The sequence below is a fragment of the Yersinia sp. SCPM-O-B-9106 (C-191) genome, assembly GCF_026183365.1.
Taxonomy (GTDB): Bacteria; Pseudomonadota; Gammaproteobacteria; order Enterobacterales; family Enterobacteriaceae; genus Yersinia; species Yersinia rochesterensis.
In genome coordinates this window covers 664,074-682,136 of sequence record NZ_CP110791.1, presented here as the reverse complement: position 1 = coordinate 682,136, position 18,063 = coordinate 664,074, and the positions used below count along the sequence as shown (strand labels likewise).

Here is an 18,063-nt window from a genome sequence, read left to right as displayed (position 1 = left end):
GCTGTAAGCTCTTGGGGATTCGCTCAGTTGCCGCCTTCCTGCAACTCGAATATTTAGGGTATAGCTCTGGCTCAATACGTTGGCGAGCGGACTTGGTTCCTTGAAGATAGCCCCGTATGGGTGGCAATTGAGATCCATCTCACCGCACTAACTTATATACTCTTCATCTTTCAAGTCGCAGATGTGTTGGCTACTCTCGCTCACCCGAATAACTTACCTATGTAAGTTCATCGGGACTCTCTCTTTTGCCGCCTTTCTGCGTCTTGAAATCTATTGTGTATCGCTCTATTTGAACACGTTATCAGCACATGAGATGTGTTCGGATTCACACTAATCAATAGTAACTTGTAACGAAACGAGATTATATGTGATTGGAATCACAAAATAACCTGATTTATGGCTTTATGCCAGTAAATGCCCACTTGCATCAAGGATAGCTTATGGGCAGAAATACGCAGGATTATGGGCCATCTTATCAAGACGGCCCTGTGGCAAAATTACAGGGCCAGGAAGAAACCGGCAATAGTGGCACTCATCAAATTAGACAGAGTCCCTGCGGCCACCGCTTTCAGGCCAAAACGCGCGATATCATGGCGGCGGTTCGGTGCCATACTGCCTAATCCACCCAACAAAATGGCGACAGAAGACAAGTTGGCAAAACCACACAATGCAAAGGAGATAATGGCTTTCGAATGGTCAGAAAGTACCTGTAAACCAGCCGCGCGCACCAACTCTTCGGCTTGTAGATACTGACCGAAATTCATGAATGCCACGAATTCGTTCACAATAATCTTCTGGCCGATAAAGGAACCAGCCACCATCGCCTCGCTCCAGGGAATACCGATCAGATAGGCAATAGGTGAGAACACCCAGCCGAGGATAAGCTCCATAGAGAGTTGTGGATAATCAAACCAGCCGCCAATCCCACCGAGAATGCCGTTTAGCAATGCAATCAAGGCAATAAAGGCCAGTAACATCGCCCCAACATTCAGTGCCAGTTGCAGACCGGAAGCCGCGCCCGACGCCGCAGCATCAATGACGTTAGCCGGCCGGTCATCTTCAGCAATTAAGGTGGCCGCATCCACATTATCGCGGGTTGTTTCAGTTTCTGGCACCATTAATTTTGCGAATAGCAGCCCACCGGGTGCGGCCATAAAGGAGGCGGCAATCAGATATTCCAGCGGCACGCCCATTTGCGCATAACCGGCTAATACCGAACCGGCGACTGAAGCTAAACCGCCACACATTATTGCGAACAATTCAGATTGCGTCATGGTGGCAATATAGGGGCGCACAACCAACGGAGCTTCTGTTTGTCCAACAAAAATATTGGCCGTTGCAGAAAGAGATTCAGTACGCGAAGTCCCTAGCAGCTTTTGTAGCCCACCACCTAATACTTTAATCACCAATTGCATCACGCCGAGATAATATAAAACGGCAATTAATGAAGAGAAGAAGACAATAACGGGCAATACTCGCAGGGCAAATACAAAACCGCCGCCGCCAAAGACTTCAAACATTTTGTCGGAAACCAAACCGCCAAACATAAATGAAATCCCTTCATTGCCATAAGCAATAACATTCGCGACACCTTCGGACATCCCGCCCAAGATACGACGCCCTAGCGGTACATATAACACCAGCGCACCGATAGCCACCTGGAGAATAAACGCCCCAACTACAGTGCGGATATTAATCGCCCTAAAATTACTTGAAAGAATTACAGCTATTAATATCAGTACTGCCATTCCGACCAAACTCATGAGCATGCTGATAATCCTGTTAATGATTTGTATTAAAATAATGTGGGATGGATTATACCGGCATGATCTGGCGTTCAAACAATCTCGGTCACAAATAAACACAACTAAAAGTAACCGTAAGGTAATTATCGTGACAGGGATCACATTAAAGTAGCAAGCAAAGTGTAGCTCGCTAACTATTAGTGCGATTTATTCAGTGAAATCCAAAATTAGCGTGCGGATTTATCGGCTGGCGGCAATTGAAATAAGCGCTGACTGTTGTGCAAAAGGTGAGCAGAAATCTCTTCTGGTGCTTCTTGCCGTAGCTGGCACAATGCAGCGAACACATTAGCTGCTTGCTCTGGCCGATTAGGTTGGCCCTGAAAACCGGCGAGAGGCATATCCGGCGCGTCCGTTTCCAGTAATAATGTAGACAGCGGTAATTCAGCCATGACATTTCGCGTTTTCTGCGCCCGTTCATAAGTGATGGTTCCGCCCACACCAATGTAATAACCCAAGCGAATGAATGCTTGTGCCTGCGCTAAACTGCCCGCAAAACCGTGTATCACCCCCGTGCGTGGTACCGCAGCTTTACGCAATGCTGAGGCCAGTTGATCATGCGAACGGCGCGAATGCAAAATAACCGGGAGATCATGCTGCTTGGCAAGCTTCAACTGGGCGTTTAAAAATGCCAATTGGCGTGGTAACTGCGGCTCATCCATATAGAGATCCAGGCCAATCTCCCCCACCGCCACCAGTTTTTCTGTTTTATCCGCCAGCGCTGTGGCCAGAGTGGCTAAATCAGCTTCCTGATGCTGCGCAATATATAATGGATGCAGACCCAGCGCGGCAAATAATGGCGGATAGTTAGCCGCCAACTCGAGAATACGTGGGAAATAATTCGCACTGACGGCGGGCACAATAATTTGCCGGACATTCGCCGCTGCCGCACTCATTAAGCTGACCGTTTCCGCGCCGCTGAAGGGCGGAAAATCAAAATGGCAGTGTGTATCGATAAAATAGGATGTATCGATAAAATAATGTGTATCGATGACATTCGACACTTGCCCGCTAATCAATGCCATTACGCGCTATCACCTTTGGTTCTCGCCACATCATCCGGCGGCAAGATAACCTCCGCTTGCAGTGACTTCTTTTTGCTCCGTGTCGCTGCCGGAATAATCAGCCCACTGTCTGCCACTGTCATCTGTGGCGGAAGAGCATGATGTGAGATTTTTGCGGCGTCGGCTGGCGCGGTAATATCCGGCGATTGAATGACATCAAATGAAAAATCATCATTATCAATCAACTCGGTCATATCTGGTTGGTTAATATCTTGCGGCTGAATAATTCGACGAGAAAGAGAAATCGAAGCTTTCTCACCGTGGATTTCAGACTGAGCCAACTGATCCCGAGGCAGCAACCAGTGGCCGACAGTGGCCAGAAAATAACGGCCACAACGACGCCCTAAATGATAATCACGATTCAACGCAGGGATCCGGCTCCCTAAAGCATTACTGGCCAGCGGCTTAGGCGGGAAAATTTCGAAAATGCGCAAGTCACCCGGCGGTTTTTCAATAAATTGCTGAATACGATGATAACTCTGCTCATGCTGCTGCATAATTCGCACCAATTGCTGCAAGCTACTTTCACTCAGCCAATGCTCCATCCGCTTCATCCATTGCGGCGTATAATAAGCCTGCGAAGGTACAGTGCGGATGACCACTATTGTATCGGCCCCACGGCGATAAGCTTCTTCGACCGGGATAGCATCACTAATACCGCCATCCAGATAACTAACGCCATCTAAATCAACCCCTTGACGATATAAACCCGGAATAGCACTGGAGGCTTTAATTGCCGGCAACCAACTTTCTCGAGTGGGGGATATATAGGTAGGTTCGAAATCATCACTGCGGCAAGCGCACATGAGAAACTCGCGGCCCTCACGTAGATGCTGTTCGGCTTGATCCATCGCCAGCGGCAATTGCTGGGAGGTGATATCCACCAGCCAATCGAGATCAATCAGGTGCCCACCACGAACAAAACGCAGTGGATTGAAGAAGTTGGCAGTGGTGGTGTAACGGGTAATGACACGGCGCGCGTAGCCAGGTTGGCCGCAGATAAAAGCAGAGAGATTTTGTGCGCCAGCGGAGGTGCCAATCATCAGATCAAAAGGGTTAAAGCGGGCGCGCTGGAATTCATCCAGCACACCGGCTGTAAAAATTCCCCGCTGCCCGCCCCCCTCGCAAACCAATGCCATTTTACCGGGTTGGTATGGTTTATAGGCGAGTGGCTCTATATTGCCGAGCGTGATAGGTATTCTGTATCCCACCATCCATCCTTAATTCCGTTACAACAGGTGTTGAGGATACCTCTTCTTGCCTGTACTGTAACCCTCGCCCCGGTCTAAAGGCGTTTACGTCCTGTAAACAAGCTGATGAGAAATAGAATAATACCGACGACAAAAACAACTTTTGCGGCCCAAGCTGCTGTACCGGCTAACCCACCAAAACCTAATGCTGCCGCGATTAGTGCAATAATCAGAAATATAATGCCCCAGCGAAACATAAGCTTCTCCTTCCCGTTTGAAAAAATGACTTCGTAAACTCACGTTCAAAAATCACTCTTTAACTCTTCTGTCTATTTAACAGTAGCGTATTTGACAGAAGTCGTATTATTTGGATTTATTGGATAAGTTATTTGGCTGACTAACTGACTTATTAACGAGTATTTCGCGGGCTATATTGTTGCCCCACGAAATACTCATCAGCCAGGTAATAATTAAGGCTTGATGCTGAGGTCGTTTTTAACGCTTTTTACGCCATCAACGGCTTTAGCAATACTTTCGGCACGTTCGGCCTGAGCTTTATTCTCAACATTACCGGACAATTGCACCACGCCATCAGTCGTTTCTACTTTAACTTTACGTGACGGTACGATGTCATCTGCCAGTAATTTGGCTTTAATTGAACTGGTGGTTGCCGCATCACCAGCATATTCGCTAACTGATTGGGTTTTCTGATCTTTCACATGTAACTTGTCACTGACAGATTTAACGCCTTCAACATTTTTGGCGATATCAACTGCGGTTTCAGCTTCAGCTTGAGAAGTGACAAAACCAGTCAGCGTCACCACACCATGGTTGGTTTCAACTGAGATATCAGTGCTTTTAAGGGTTTTCTCTTCCAGCAATGCGCTTTTTACTTTAGCTGTTGCGGCGCTGTCACCCATGTAATTATCGACTTTCTTCATCGAGCTATCGAGTTTCGCACCGGCGCTGTCCACAACGTTGTCAGCCTTATTAAGCATCGTTTCTTCAGCGAACACGCTACCACTTATCAGTGCGGTACCTAAAACAACAGCCATCATTGAACGAGCAAATTTTGTGTTTGTCATCGATTTCTTCCTTTTTGTTTGGAATCCAAAAACCGGAATAACGCCCCCAGATTTCGGATTCTTACGCCACCTTATATGGGCGGACATTTGATGAATACTTTACGATTATTGCAGGTTAACTGACTCGAATTTAGTACAAGCCTGTCCTGCCGGTACCTATAAAGATAGAGCATCCCAAGAGAACTACTGTCGGAATCGCCCTAAAATCAGAATATTGCTATTAAGTAGGAGTTATCTTAGAGAGGTAATAATGAGGAAAATTTATGAATCGGGGCACGGAGTACCCCGATAGAATGCAGCTTGCGGCTTGATTAATGCTCGCGCGTTTTACGGAAACGAACTTCCGGATAGCGCTCTTGCGTAATATTAAGATTAACCATGGTTGGCGCGATATAGCTCAAATTATCACCACCATCCAATGCCAAGTTAACCTCATTCTTACGTTTAAACTCTTCGAATTTCTTCACATCGTCACATTCAACCCAACGCGCGGTTGATACGTTAACGGATTCATACACCGCTTCCACGTTGTATTCGCTTTTCAGCCGTGAAGAAACCACTTCAAACTGCAACACACCAACAGCGCCAACAATCAGATCATTGTTGGTCAGGGGACGGAACACTTGCACCGCGCCCTCTTCTGACAACTGAACCAATCCTTTGAGCAACTGCTTCTGCTTCAATGGATCACGCAGACGAATACGGCGGAACAATTCAGGGGCAAAGTTCGGAATACCGGTGAACTTCATATCTTCACCTTGAGTGAAAGTATCACCAATCTGAATGGTACCGTGGTTATGCAGGCCGATAATATCTCCTGCATAGGCTTCTTCAAGGTGGGAACGGTCACCGGCCATAAAGGTCAATGCATCTGAAATCACCACATCTTTCTTGGTGCGCACCTGGCGCAGTTTCATGCCTTTGTTAAAGCGGCCAGAAACCACGCGCAAGAAAGCCACACGGTCGCGATGTTTCGGATCCATATTGGCTTGAATTTTAAAGACAAAACCGGTGAATTTCTCTTCAGCAGCCACGACTTCGCGAGTGTCAGTTTTACGTGGCATTGGCGCTGGTGCCCACTCAACCAGGCCATCCAACATATGGTCGACACCAAAGTTACCTAATGCTGTACCAAAGAATACCGGGGTTAAATCGCCCGACAGGAAAGCTTCATGATCAAACTCATGAGATGCCCCCTGAACCAGCTCCAGCTCTTGGCGGAACTGTTTAGCCAAGTCTTCACCTACGGCAATATCCAGATCCGGGTTATTCAGCCCTTTAACAATGCGTACTTCCTGGATGGTGTGGCCTTTACCGGTCTGGTACAGATAGGTTTCATCTTTATAAAGGTGGTAAACCCCTTTAAACAACTTACCGCAACCAATCGGCCAAGTAATTGGCGAGCAAGCAATTCTCAGCTCGCGCTCCACTTCATCCAGCACTTCCATCGGGTCGCGAATATCGCGGTCCAACTTGTTCATAAAAGTCAGGATCGGCGTATCGCGCAAGCGGGTAACTTCCATCAGCTTGCGGGTTCGGTCTTCGACCCCTTTAGCCGCATCAATCACCATCAAACAGCAGTCAACGGCGGTCAAAGTACGGTAAGTATCTTCGGAGAAGTCTTCATGCCCTGGGGTATCGAGCAAGTTCACCAAACAGCCGCCATAAGGAAACTGCATCACAGAAGTGGTGATGGAAATACCGCGTTGCTTTTCCATTTCCATCCAGTCAGATTTGGCATGATGGCTGGAGCCACGGCCTTTTACTGTACCGGCGGTCTGAATGGCGTTGCCGAACAACAACACTTTTTCGGTAATAGTGGTTTTACCGGCATCGGGGTGGGAAATGATGGCGAAAGTACGTCTTTTCGCAACTTCCAGTGCGTATTCACTTGGAGACATAGTTTGAAATTCTACTTTTAGGCCGCCCTGCTCTGGGCCACACATCTTATTGATACGCGGCCCAAGCAAAGCAAGGCATTGATTATGGCGCTATACCCCTTTACGTGAAAAGCCGCGTTATCAGCAGCGATTCCTATCACTTTTGGGTATAAGTGGTTATAGCGCGGTATTTTCCCTGATTTATGCGGGATAGACAATTTTTTCAAGACAAACAGTCGTTATTCAAGACAGAAAATCGGCAAAAAGGCGCTACCCCATCGGTAAGGCCATCATAATCGCGTCTTCACGGCCATCCGCACTGGGATAATAGTTGCGGCGCACGGAAACCTCGTTAAACCCGAGGCTCTCATACAAGGCTATTGCACGTGTATTTGAAGCCCGGACTTCAAGCCAAAACGTGACAATATTACGCGTTTCCAACTGCGCAATGACATGCTCAAGCAGCAAACGGCCACACCCTTGGCGCTGATACTGCGGATCAATAGCAATGTTAAATAAAGTTGCCTCATCCAATACAATTTGGGTGATAGCAAAACCCGCCATTTGCTCGCCAATATTCAGCTTGAAATTGAGGTAGCGCTCGCCTTGATTGCTGGCTAAGGTTTTCGCCGTCCACGGGAAAGCATGGCTGGCTTGCTCAATTTGGTACGCGGTGGCCAGATCGGCTGGCGTCAGGATAGAAATCTGCTTCATGATGACAAATCTGCTGCCAAAGTGTGCGCTTAGCGCTCGCGTCTTGATAAAGTCCGGTCAATGCCGGACTGTGTAACTGCACACCCGCGACCGCAAGCGGTTCACTGATGCCCAATCGCCAACTGTTGCATTGTGTCTCTTCGGGTAACATCGCTACCCTTTCCGGCGTCAGTGCATAAACTTGACGGGAAGTCAGCCCGAGGCTGCGCAACACATCGCACAACAACGGATCATCCTGATCAGGAAGCGGGTCTGCTACAATCAACAGGCGGGTATCGTCGGGTAAACGTATGGCGATTTCGCCCTGTAAAACGGCCGGGCGGCGCAATGTCCACTGCGTAATTCCAAGCTGTTTTAACAGCAAGTCTCGTCTTGATGCCATGCCCTTTCCTGTCAAAGCGACCCGAATTTCAGCGCTATGCTAGCAAACCCATCGAACATGCGCCAACAAACCTCTATAATCGCCGATTATATTCTTAAGGAGCCAAAGACTGATGTCTGCATTAACCCCAGCCAGTGAAGTGATACTGCGCCATAGTGATGAATTTATAGCCCGCCACGTGTTGTTTGCCGGTGATTTACAAGATGCGCTGCCAGCGCAATTTGATGCAGCCGGGATACGGGTTCACACCAATCAATATCACCACTGGCAATTACTGAGCAATACGCTGGAAGAGAATGTTCAATTCGGTCTTGTGGCGACCCCTGAAACAGTAGCAACCTGCGATACGCTGGTGTATTACTGGCCAAAAAGCAAACAGGAAGCCCAGTTCCAACTGGCGAATTTACTGTCTTTACTGCCCGTCGGTACCGATATTTTTGTGGTGGGTGAGAACCGCAGCGGCGTGCGCAGTGCAGAAGAAATGCTGTCAGATTTCGCACAATTGACCAAAATTGATAGCGCCCGCCGGTGTGGTCTCTACCATGGCCGTTTGGATAAACAGCCAGAATTTGATGCCGATGCTTGGTGGGAAAGCTATCAGATTGGCGATGTCATCGTAAAAACCTTACCTGGGGTCTTCAGCCGTGATTCGCTGGATTCTGGCAGCCATCTGCTGCTATCTACATTCAGTGAGTCGTTTAAAGGCAACATACTGGATGTGGGTTGTGGTGCCGGCGTGTTGGCCTCAGTGTTGGCGCCAAAAATGCCAAAAATCAAATGGACTCTGAGTGATGTATCCGCAGCCGCGATTGAATCCAGCCGGGCAACATTGGCGGCAAATAATATCGACGCACAAGTGATTGCCAGCAATGTCTATTCTGACATTAAAGGCCGCTTCGAGATGATTATTTCAAACCCGCCTTTCCATGATGGGATTCAAACTAGCCTGACTGCGGCTGAGTTGCTGATCCGCGGGGCTACCGCGCACCTGCATGTGGGCGGTAAATTGCGTATCGTGGCGAACTCCTTCTTGCCGTACCCTGCTCTACTGGATGCCGCCTTTGGTAGCCATGAAGTGCTGGCGCAGAATGGCCGTTTTAAGGTCTATCAGGCAACTGTCGGGCGTCCGCCACGCGATACTAAGAAAAAACGTTAATATTATCAATCAGTAATGTTAAGCGTTAAGATAAACCATCCCTTCCGCGCCGTAGCGTTCCCCTGCTGCGGCTTGGAATGGGAAGACTGCATCTAAAGCCGCCAACTCTTGCTCACTGAGCACCACATCCAATGACCCCAAATTCTCCTCCAGATAAGTGCGCCGCTTGGTTCCAGGGATTGGCACGATGTATTTCCCCTGCGCCAACACCCAAGCTAATGCTAATTGTGACGGCTTAACCCCCTTGTCTTGCGCCATTTTTGTTACTGTATCGGCCAATGCCAGATTCAGAGCAAAGTTATCACCTTGAAAACGTGGGTTATTACGGCGGAAATCATCAGCGGCTAAATCATTCGGGCTGCGTATTGCACCGGTCAGAAAACCACGGCCTAATGGGCTATAGGCAACAAATCCTACCCCTAATTTTTCGCAGGTCGCCAAGACGGAAGTTTCCACATCTCGTGTCCACAGTGAGTATTCACTCTGCACCGCAGTAATCGGGTGTACCTGATGGGCTTTTTCTAATGTTGCTGCCGAGACTTCACTCAAGCCAATGTAGCGAATCTTACCCGCGGTGACCAAATCAGCCAAAGTCCCAACGACATCCTCGACGGGAACCGTCGGGTCGCCCCGATGCTGATAATAAAGGTCAATAACATCAACACCTAAGCGCTTGAGACTACCCTCAACAGATTGGCGAATATAATCCGGGCGGCTGCTAACACCGCGAACCCTTGGATCTGTTGGGTCGCGCACAATGCCAAACTTGGTGGCTAAAAAGACCTGATCCCGCTTGCCCTTAATCGCCCGACCCACCAGCTCTTCATTAGTAAAGGGGCCATACATGTCAGCGGTGTCCAGCAGAGTGACGCCCAACTCCAGTGACCGGTGCAAAGTAGCAATGGACTCATTAATATCCTGATTAGTAGAGTAAAAATCACTCATTCCCATGCAGCCAAGGCCCAAAGCAGAAACCAGCGGGCCATTTGAACCTAATTGACGTTGTTGCATTGCGATACTCCCCATTAGTGGTGTCGGAAGAAAGTGTGGTTGTTTCGTGAGGAAAGATAAATAATGCAGATCACTCATCACTGTTCAAAAAACACCAACAATAGGCGAGCGCAGTTATGGACCAAATACAAGCCATGCAGATTTTCGTGCGGATTGTTGAGTTGGGCAGTTTCAGTCGCGCAGCAGAAAAACTGCAATTGCCGCGTGCCACGGTCAGCCACACCCTAAAGCGGTTAGAACAGCGGTTAGGAGTTCGCTTACTGGTGCGCACCACCCGGCAAGTGAATATCACCGCCGAAGGCACACTGTATTATCACCGTTGCCTGCAATTATTGTCGGCATTTGAAGAGGCAAACTCGCTGTTCAGCCACCAGCGGTTGCAACCGGAGGGGAAAGTTCGCATTGATATGCCACACTCACTGGCGCGCAATGTGGTCATCCCGGCTTTAAGTGATTTCTATCAGCGCTATCCTCATATCACACTGATTCTTGGCGCAAATGACAGCACCATCGACCTGCTACGCGAAGGAGTCGATTGTGTATTGCGCGCCTGGTTGCCCCACGATGAACAATTAGCTGCACGTAATATTGGTCAGCAACCACAAATTACCTGTGCGTCCCCGGCTTATTTGGAAAAATACGGTATTCCAATGTCACTGGATGACTTAGCGGGTCATCAAGCCGTGGGCTATTTCTCACAGTTAAATAACCGCGATTACCCGCTGGAGTTTGTTTATCAAGGGAAGGTTGAAAACCGTGTTTTGCCCAGTATTTTGAGTGTCAGTGGCGCAGATGCTTATATTGCGGCTGGAGTTGCAGGTTTGGGGTTGATTCAAGCGCCAACGGCGGGAATTCAGCATCAATTAGCACAAGGCGAATTGATTGAAGTGCTTTCCCACTTACCTCCGCCGGTAATGCCGCTGTTTATCATGTACCCTCCGGGCCGTTTTTTGGCCCCAAGAGTTAGGGTGCTAATTGACTGGCTAATCGAACTATTCGCCCATTATCCGCCCAAATCAGATGACTTTGGGGACAAAACATAAAATCAGAAAGACTTCAGTAATCAAATCAATTGCTCAACATATGATGCTTTTTACAGCAAACACCCAAATGAGGGGAAATAAGTATTGACCTGAACGCGAAAATCTCTAGAATTCGCCTCCGTAGTACAGATTTATATTGCACAGCACATGCGATGGTGGCGGAATTGGTAGACGCGCTAGCTTCAGGTGTTAGTGTTCTTACGGACGTGAGGGTTCAAGTCCCTCCCTTCGCACCAAGCTGGTGATATAAATCCTAAGTTTTACTCTTTTCAAGACATACCCTAAATAGTTCGAGTTGCAGAAAAGCGGTAACTGAGTAAATCTCCAAGAACTTACATAAGTCAGTGACTGGAGTGAATAAAAGTAGCCAACAAACATGCAGTTTGAAGTATAACGGGTACATGCAGTAAGAAATCATTTGGGCGATGGTGGCGGAATTGGTAGACGCGCTAGCTTCAGGTGTTAGTGTTCTTACGGACGTGAGGGTTCAAGTCCCTCCCTTCGCACCACGATGATTTCTAATTTCAGCACGACCTAACTTCCCCTTCCCTATAGCAATATTTTTCAATGCGTACTAATACCGCCACGTAAAATTAATTGTGCATCAATACTGCGACTATACCCGCCAAAAGCGCCAGACAAGATGGCAATAATAGAAAATGCCGTAACCGTGCGTGATACAGCATGCTCACAGTCGCCAGCATGGCAACTATAATCAAAACCCGCAACTGGCCCACAGTGATATCAGCCCACCCCAGCACCGGTAACAAAGCAAAAGGCAGTAACATCCCCCAACCACTGGACATCCCACGACTCAATAAACCGCTTATCCCCCATGAACGGTAAACTGCAAATCTGGCTGTAGTCATAATATCGCCCACCCAAGTGATAATGATAACCAATAGCATATATCACTCTGGCACAATCTGCATCATGAAGTTATTGCAAGAAAACACCTGATTCGACTGATCCGATGCCATTGACACCATCTATACATCAGATTTAGAGGAGTAAATTGATTAGTCGATCGACATCATGATGACAGGGTGAAACAAAAATGGTAATTTTGATTAAGAAAATTCCTAAATCAATGTAAAAACGCTTCAAACAAAAATAATTACTTAAAATAACTATTTATCGTGATGCTTAAATAAAAGGGCTTCATGAGGATATTGTTTATTTGTCTACTGACAACGCGGCATTATGCAGAGTGAATTGAATATGAATAGCCATTCCTACGATCAGCTTCTGAAAAGTAAGCATCGGCTCTCTTTGTTGCTTTTTCTATTTCTTAATGCGTCGTCAGCTATTTTTAGTATGATATTACCCGCCCCTGAAACACCGGCAGTGACATTACCTATCGTTATGATCACGTTTATCAGTCTCAGTGCAGTGGGGTATTTGGTTTTTATTTCGAAGAATTATGCCGATAAATTGAATTTATTTTCAATTACTCTGGGTGTGCTCTGGGCTTGGCAAATCATTCTTAAATACGAATATCTGGGTACTAATGAAAATAACTACTTATTGCTCAGCCTGTTTACCATTTTCTTTATCAGCACTATTGCGCTGTCCGATAACTTTCTCGCCTTTTGTCTACATACCGCCCCGCCTGCACTTACTGTTATTTTTCTGGATGATTTTCAAAATATTTTCCGCATCATATTCACCGTCATGTTGCCTCTGATTGGCTTTTCTTTACATCATTTGATGCTGCGCCGCAGTGATGATTTCACCCGCAAACTCGTGGCACACCTTTATAACGAAAGAGAAAAATTCAGCGATTTAAGCATGATAGACCCGCTCACCAGTTTGTATAATCGCCGGGGATTGGAAAATAAGCTTGAGACACTACTCGCACAGTCTCCCGGTAATCATTACGTGCTGCTACTCGATATCGACCACTTTAAAGCTTATAACGATAACTATGGCCATACTATGGGAGACCAAGCATTGGTGCGCGTAGCGGTCGCTATTCGTGATGCTGTCCGTTCGCGCGATATCGTGGTGCGCTATGGTGGCGAAGAGTTTTTAGTGTTGCTGACACATGTAAGTGAAGAATATGCCACACAGTTAGCTGAACGTGTAAGACAGAGAGTTTTAGGGCTTGATATTCCACATGTTTTCAATCATAAAGTGTCTACAACCGTCACTTTAAGTGCTGGGATTTCGCCGTTGCAATCCTATGATTTAGCATCTTCACTCAAAGCCGCAGATGAGGCACTTTACCGGGCTAAAAAAGATGGCCGGAATAAGGTTGCGTTTGCCAAAGATGAATTATCAAAAATTGAATCTTCGCCCTGACAAAATGACTGAAAGTGGCGCTTAATGATTAATTCTCATGTAAATGCATGGGTTGAATACTGCGGTATTATATTTTTCTTTTATTTTGTTATTAAACCCTTTCATTGCATATACAAAAATAGCTTTCTAACGCATCTGGTGATAGATAACATCTATCCCGTCATACTTCAGACTACATGTGTGTTAGCTGTTTCATTCCCCCCAATCAATAACTGTGTAAACTTTTGGGGACTCGAGCTATTGCCGCCTTCCTGCAACTCGAATTATTTAAGCTAATCATTCTAACTTTTCCAATCAAAACATAATGAGTTTGTGATTGACTCTATTATTCCCATCTTAGTGCCTATTACTCCTCCCAATGAAGCCCCCGTGTTGATAAAATCAATACGGGAATATAAGTAATGATTATCATTTATATTATATAGAGATAACTAAGGGAAAGTGCGCAAAATGGAACGAGAAGAGGACACATAAGTCCGGCAAATAACTCTCTTACAGGGTTTATCCTAAGCAGCTAAATTAGAAAGCAACTGCCCCTAGACAAAGAAAGTCCGTGGCTCACCGATATACATACCTGAGTTATTATCATTGGAGCGAGTGAAATAGCGCTGATCAAACAGGTTTTTTCACCCCCTGCGCCCAAGGTCAGGTTTGACCAAGCCGTCTGAGCTAATGTCACCGCCGGTTGGCAACATCTGTCACCATGATCGGAGCAGCTAAAACAGAAAATGATGCGGTGATCGCCAGATACACAGCGACTAATGATAAAAACCAGCTAACAATGCGACCGAGCATGAAATTTTCTTGGGTAAAGTTGAACGCTATGATAATCCATATCTTTTGAGAAACTAAATCATTGTCTGCGGTGTGACGATAAATTCTTTTCAAGAGGGGAAATAGGGCTTATTGGGTCATTTCACATAACTTGAGAACTGCGTATTACGTGACTCCGCGCATTGCGGCTATCTATCAAGGCCAGTTAGAATGAGTTAATAGTGACTAATTCACTCGGTGAAAGCATTAATCTGTGAAAACCAATAAACGTATTAGCATCAATGACATTGCCAAATCGGCTGATGGTATCGAAGAGAATTCTCTCCGGTTTTTCCCTCAATGAGCAGCACTGAGCCGCTTGCGACTCCGGCGCTAGTAGGGTCGTGGCAACGCTGCCAAAAACTGATGCAAGCCCAGCAATGGCGGGTTCCTCACCGTGCGGTGGGAGCAACTTTTCAGTCAATTTGTCAGCGAAAAAATGACTTACTGGTGTTAGGCCAAGCCGCACTGGAAGATGCCTATGAATACATGGAATCGCGCCACTGTGTTCTGCTAATTCTTGATGAAAGTGGCTGCACCTTGTGGCAATGCGGCCATCCACAGACCATCAGTCAGTTACAAAAATTGGGCATTGATAGTGGTAGTTATTGGGCTGAGGGATTAATCGGCACCAATGCACCCGCTCTGGCAATAGCTGAAGGACATCCAATACAGGTCAGCGGCCAGCAACATTTCAAGCAGGCGCTGCATCCGTGGCAATTTTGTGCCACCCCGGTGTATGACAATAGTGGCCGTCAACGGGCTGTGATTGTTCTGGGAAGTTTACTGGTTGATAACGCCGCCAGTGACTTGCCGCTGACACTGGCAATTGCCCGAGAAATTGGCAATTACCTCCACGCCGACACCTTATTGGCAGAAACTAACCGTCATCTGAATGAGCTCAATGCCCTGCTTGATGGGGTTGAAGATGGTGTCATGGCTTGGGATCAACGGGGGTGTCTGTTGTATCTTAACCGCCGTGCGGCCGCTATTTTGCAACTCGATGAAACCAGCAGCCTCGGCAAGCCCGTCACAGATTTACTCACCCTCCCCGCCTTGCTGACCCAAGCTATTTTGCACCGCAATCCTCTCAGCCATGTGGAAGTGACCTTTGAAAATCAGCAGCAATTTATTTCTGCCTTATTGACTCTCAAACCCATTCCCGATGGCGATCGCTGTGGTTTTATTGCACTTTTACATCCGCAAGAATTACTTCGGCAAATGATTCATAACCAATTAGGCCGAGCCAGTTATACCTTTGATGACATGCCCGTCGCGTCTCTAGAAATGCGCCGTTTGATTCGTTATGGCAAACAGGCTGCCAAAGGCCGACATCCCATTTTACTGCATGGGGAAGAAGGTGTCGGGAAGCAACAATTGGGGCAGGCAATTCATAATGCCAGCAATCGAGCCGCTGGCCCATATATCGTATTGAATTGTCAGGCATTGCCACAAAATCTTATGGCCCGAGAATTTCTTGGCTGTGATGCCAGTGAAGGCGAATCAGGGCAGCCCAGCAAATTTGAATTAGCCAACGGCGGCACTTTATATCTGGAGCAAGTCGAATACTTATCACCAGAAATGCAGTCGGCTCTGCTGCAAATGGTCAAAACCGGCATGGTCATGCGGGTAAACTCCAATCGGGTGATCCCAGTGGATGTGCGGATCATTACAGCTACTGGCGCAGACCTGCCTTTGTTAGTAAAACAAGGGCATTTTCGCCGCCAACTGTTCTATACCTTGCAATCTTTCGAGCTCCATATCCCCCCTTTGCGCCAACGTCAGCAAGATATTCCGCTGCTGGTTCAGCATACGCTGGCAAGTCTTGGGCAACATTTTCACTGCCAATATCAGCCAGACGAAAATGTGATTCGCCAATTGTGCCAATACCCATGGCCTGGTAATGATCAGGAGCTGAAAAGTGTGGTTGAGCGAGCCGCCATGGCCTGCCGCAACAACCGTATCAATCTCAATGATTTGCCAGAACATCTGCTAGGTGAAAAATTATTGTTGGAGCCGGATATGCCGCAACCTCAGCCAGTATTATCACTACAAGAATTAGAAAGGCAGGCTATTATTCGCGCCGCATTAGTCTGCCAAGGACAACTGAATGAAATGGCCGTTTTATTGGGAATAGGCCGTACAACATTATGGCGAAAAGTAAAATTCCACCGATTGGATATTCACCAATTCAAGGGTGGTGAATCGTTGCCAGTTTAACCTCTATAAATCCCCCTCAGTGACAAATCAGCACCAGATTAAACCCACACAACATTACTATCAATTTTGGATAAGTTTTGCGTTAACAGAGCATAAGACAAAAGTTAGAATTAATTCCATTTTGATGAATGGGGTTTAAATTATTATTGAGAAAACAAAATAATTACTTATCTTTTTAACATGATTTACAGAAATTAAAGATGATATTAAATATGCAGATGAATAAATAAAACCCGTTATTTATAACCGTTAGTCATTAAATATGTCTTTATAAAATCACCGATAAAAAACATCAAAAAAATATAGTTTGATAAACATGCATACCGATGCGCATTTATAAAAGCTTGCTGAAAAGAGATCTTTGAGATATAAAAAAAGAGAAATAAAAAAAGAGAAATAAAAAAATTTAACACACCCTTATAAAACAAATTAATTAATATATATAATTTTGTATTATTTATTTAAATTAATATCATTCATCAATAACAACCTAGTAAGGCAGGATATTTTTATCATGGGAATTAAATATAAAATAATTCAATTTAATATAAATGACTTTGGTGTGAATATAAAATCAATTCAAAAGGAACTATCATTTGAAAAACTAGATTGGGACACTAATGATATAAAATTATCTCAATTGAGATTTCTTATCAGTAAATGTTTTGGAAATAGAAAAGTAATTCTTCAGGAGGCACAACGCTATCTTGATGACAAGTTGCCCCCCAAGGGTATCCAGGCACTGATATCTACTTTATCGGTACCTGATAAAAAAATCTTTTACGCCTATAAGGCCTTTAGAAAAAGAGGAATCTGTCAATTCATTGTTGAATATATCGATAATAAATGGGTGATCAATAATATTGACCTGCCCGCATTAATCAACTTTACTCAACATGCTGACCATCAGTTAGATTTAAGGCAATTAATACGTCACTTTCCTCCTATGGATCAGGCCGCAGCCGAATCTCCGACATTAAAGATACTGATTAAGAGTTTTGTAGAAATGCTGTGTGAATGTGAACCTAAGCGAGAAATAAAAAAAATTGAAGTCACTTGTCATCAAGTATCGTTGATTATTGATAGCTCAATACACTCAGTGTCCAATTCACCTGAAGGTTTACATCAGGATGGTAGCGACTATATTGTATCCGCATTAGTTATTGATAAATATAATATTGAAGGCGGGGCGAGCAAACTTTACTGTACAGAAAAAGATGAAGTTATTAAATCACACACATTAGAACCGGGTGAGGGGCTATTCCACATAGATAAAAACTCAACTATTTGGCATCAGGTAACACCTATAAAGTTAAAGAAACCATCAATAAAAACAGGATATAGAAATATATTAGGATTTGATTTCAATTATATATTGTAATTATAACCTCATACAAAA

At 45.8% G+C, this 18,063-nt stretch carries 15 protein-coding genes and 2 tRNA genes; 7 read left to right on the top strand and 10 right to left on the bottom strand.

The features are described 5' to 3' along the window. Nucleotides 1-497 precede the first annotated feature (497 nt). The 8 genes from OP863_RS03065 to OP863_RS03030 form a co-directional block, all read right to left on the bottom strand. The gene (locus tag OP863_RS03065; RefSeq protein ID WP_072089064.1) at nt 498-1,769 is read right to left on the bottom strand and encodes a NupC/NupG family nucleoside CNT transporter; all 1,272 of its coding nucleotides are present in this window, start codon (nt 1,767-1,769) and stop codon (nt 498-500) included. A 203-nt stretch (nt 1,770-1,972) separates the two neighbouring features. After that, entirely contained in the window at nt 1,973-2,827 is an 855-nt protein-coding gene (locus OP863_RS03060) for a TatD family hydrolase (protein ID WP_145588689.1), read from the bottom strand. Further along, nucleotides 2,827-4,080 (bottom strand): patatin-like phospholipase family protein, encoded by a 1,254-nt coding sequence (locus OP863_RS03055; RefSeq protein ID WP_265525883.1) that lies wholly within the window; start codon nt 4,078-4,080, stop codon nt 2,827-2,829. Before OP863_RS03055 ends, OP863_RS03060 begins: the two co-directional genes overlap by 1 nt. 71 nt (nt 4,081-4,151) lie before the next feature. Beyond that, complete coding sequence (locus OP863_RS03050) at nt 4,152-4,313, bottom strand: DUF1328 domain-containing protein (protein WP_011191683.1); 162 nt, start codon at nt 4,311-4,313, stop codon at nt 4,152-4,154. 213 nt (nt 4,314-4,526) lie between these two features. Beyond that, nucleotides 4,527-5,141, bottom strand: coding sequence for a molecular chaperone OsmY (gene osmY / locus OP863_RS03045; protein ID WP_145588686.1), 615 nt, complete (start codon nt 5,139-5,141; stop codon nt 4,527-4,529). A gap of 311 nt (nt 5,142-5,452) precedes the next feature. Further along, a complete protein-coding gene (gene prfC / locus OP863_RS03040) occupies nt 5,453-7,042 on the bottom strand; it encodes a peptide chain release factor 3 (protein WP_038639837.1) in 1,590 nt (529 codons plus the stop codon). 249 nt (nt 7,043-7,291) lie between these two features. Further along, complete coding sequence (gene rimI, locus OP863_RS03035) at nt 7,292-7,735, bottom strand: ribosomal protein S18-alanine N-acetyltransferase (protein WP_145588684.1); 444 nt, start codon at nt 7,733-7,735, stop codon at nt 7,292-7,294. Further along, entirely contained in the window at nt 7,680-8,117 is a 438-nt protein-coding gene (locus OP863_RS03030; protein WP_145588683.1) for a DNA polymerase III subunit psi, read from the bottom strand. Before OP863_RS03030 ends, rimI begins: the two co-directional genes overlap by 56 nt. A 112-nt stretch (nt 8,118-8,229) precedes the next feature. Here OP863_RS03030 and rsmC point away from each other — a divergent pair, with 112 nt between their 5' ends. After that, nucleotides 8,230-9,273: a 16S rRNA (guanine(1207)-N(2))-methyltransferase RsmC gene (rsmC, locus tag OP863_RS03025; RefSeq protein ID WP_038636526.1), complete on the top strand. Its 1,044-nt coding sequence runs from the start codon at nt 8,230-8,232 to the stop codon at nt 9,271-9,273. A gap of 18 nt (nt 9,274-9,291) precedes the next feature. Here rsmC and OP863_RS03020 read toward each other — a convergent pair whose 3' ends face one another. Then, nucleotides 9,292-10,284 (bottom strand): aldo/keto reductase, encoded by a 993-nt coding sequence (locus OP863_RS03020; protein ID WP_265525882.1) that lies wholly within the window; start codon nt 10,282-10,284, stop codon nt 9,292-9,294. Nucleotides 10,285-10,400: 116 nt separating this feature from the next. Here OP863_RS03020 and OP863_RS03015 point away from each other — a divergent pair, with 116 nt between their 5' ends. The 3 genes from OP863_RS03015 to OP863_RS03005 all read left to right on the top strand — a co-directional run bounded on the left by OP863_RS03015 (nt 10,401) and on the right by OP863_RS03005 (nt 11,836). Further along, nucleotides 10,401-11,327 carry a LysR family transcriptional regulator gene (locus tag OP863_RS03015; protein ID WP_050291575.1) on the top strand — a complete coding sequence of 309 codons (927 nt, stop codon included), beginning with the start codon at nt 10,401-10,403 and terminating at the stop codon, nt 11,325-11,327. Between the two features lie 149 nt (nt 11,328-11,476). Beyond that, nucleotides 11,477-11,563 (top strand) — tRNA-Leu (locus OP863_RS03010). Nucleotides 11,564-11,749: 186 nt separating this feature from the next. Then, a tRNA-Leu gene (locus tag OP863_RS03005) sits at nt 11,750-11,836 on the top strand. 84 nt (nt 11,837-11,920) lie between these two features. Here the strand turns inward: OP863_RS03005 and OP863_RS03000 are convergent. Continuing rightward, the gene (locus OP863_RS03000; protein ID WP_038639840.1) at nt 11,921-12,196 is read right to left on the bottom strand and encodes a DUF1435 domain-containing protein; all 276 of its coding nucleotides are present in this window, start codon (nt 12,194-12,196) and stop codon (nt 11,921-11,923) included. A 334-nt stretch (nt 12,197-12,530) separates the two neighbouring features. Here OP863_RS03000 and OP863_RS02995 point away from each other — a divergent pair, with 334 nt between their 5' ends. The 3 genes from OP863_RS02995 to OP863_RS02980 all read left to right on the top strand — a co-directional run bounded on the left by OP863_RS02995 (nt 12,531) and on the right by OP863_RS02980 (nt 18,045). Continuing rightward, on the top strand, nt 12,531-13,631 hold the full coding sequence (locus OP863_RS02995; RefSeq protein WP_145588679.1) for a GGDEF domain-containing protein: 1,101 nt from the start codon (nt 12,531-12,533) through the stop codon (nt 13,629-13,631). Nucleotides 13,632-14,744: 1,113 nt separating this feature from the next. Beyond that, nucleotides 14,745-16,664 (top strand): dihydroxyacetone kinase operon transcriptional regulator DhaR, encoded by a 1,920-nt coding sequence (gene dhaR, locus OP863_RS02985; RefSeq protein WP_265525881.1) that lies wholly within the window; start codon nt 14,745-14,747, stop codon nt 16,662-16,664. Nucleotides 16,665-17,178: 514 nt separating this feature from the next. Continuing rightward, entirely contained in the window at nt 17,179-18,045 is an 867-nt protein-coding gene (locus OP863_RS02980) for a 2OG-Fe dioxygenase family protein (RefSeq protein WP_038636541.1), read from the top strand. Nucleotides 18,046-18,063 lie beyond the last annotated feature (18 nt).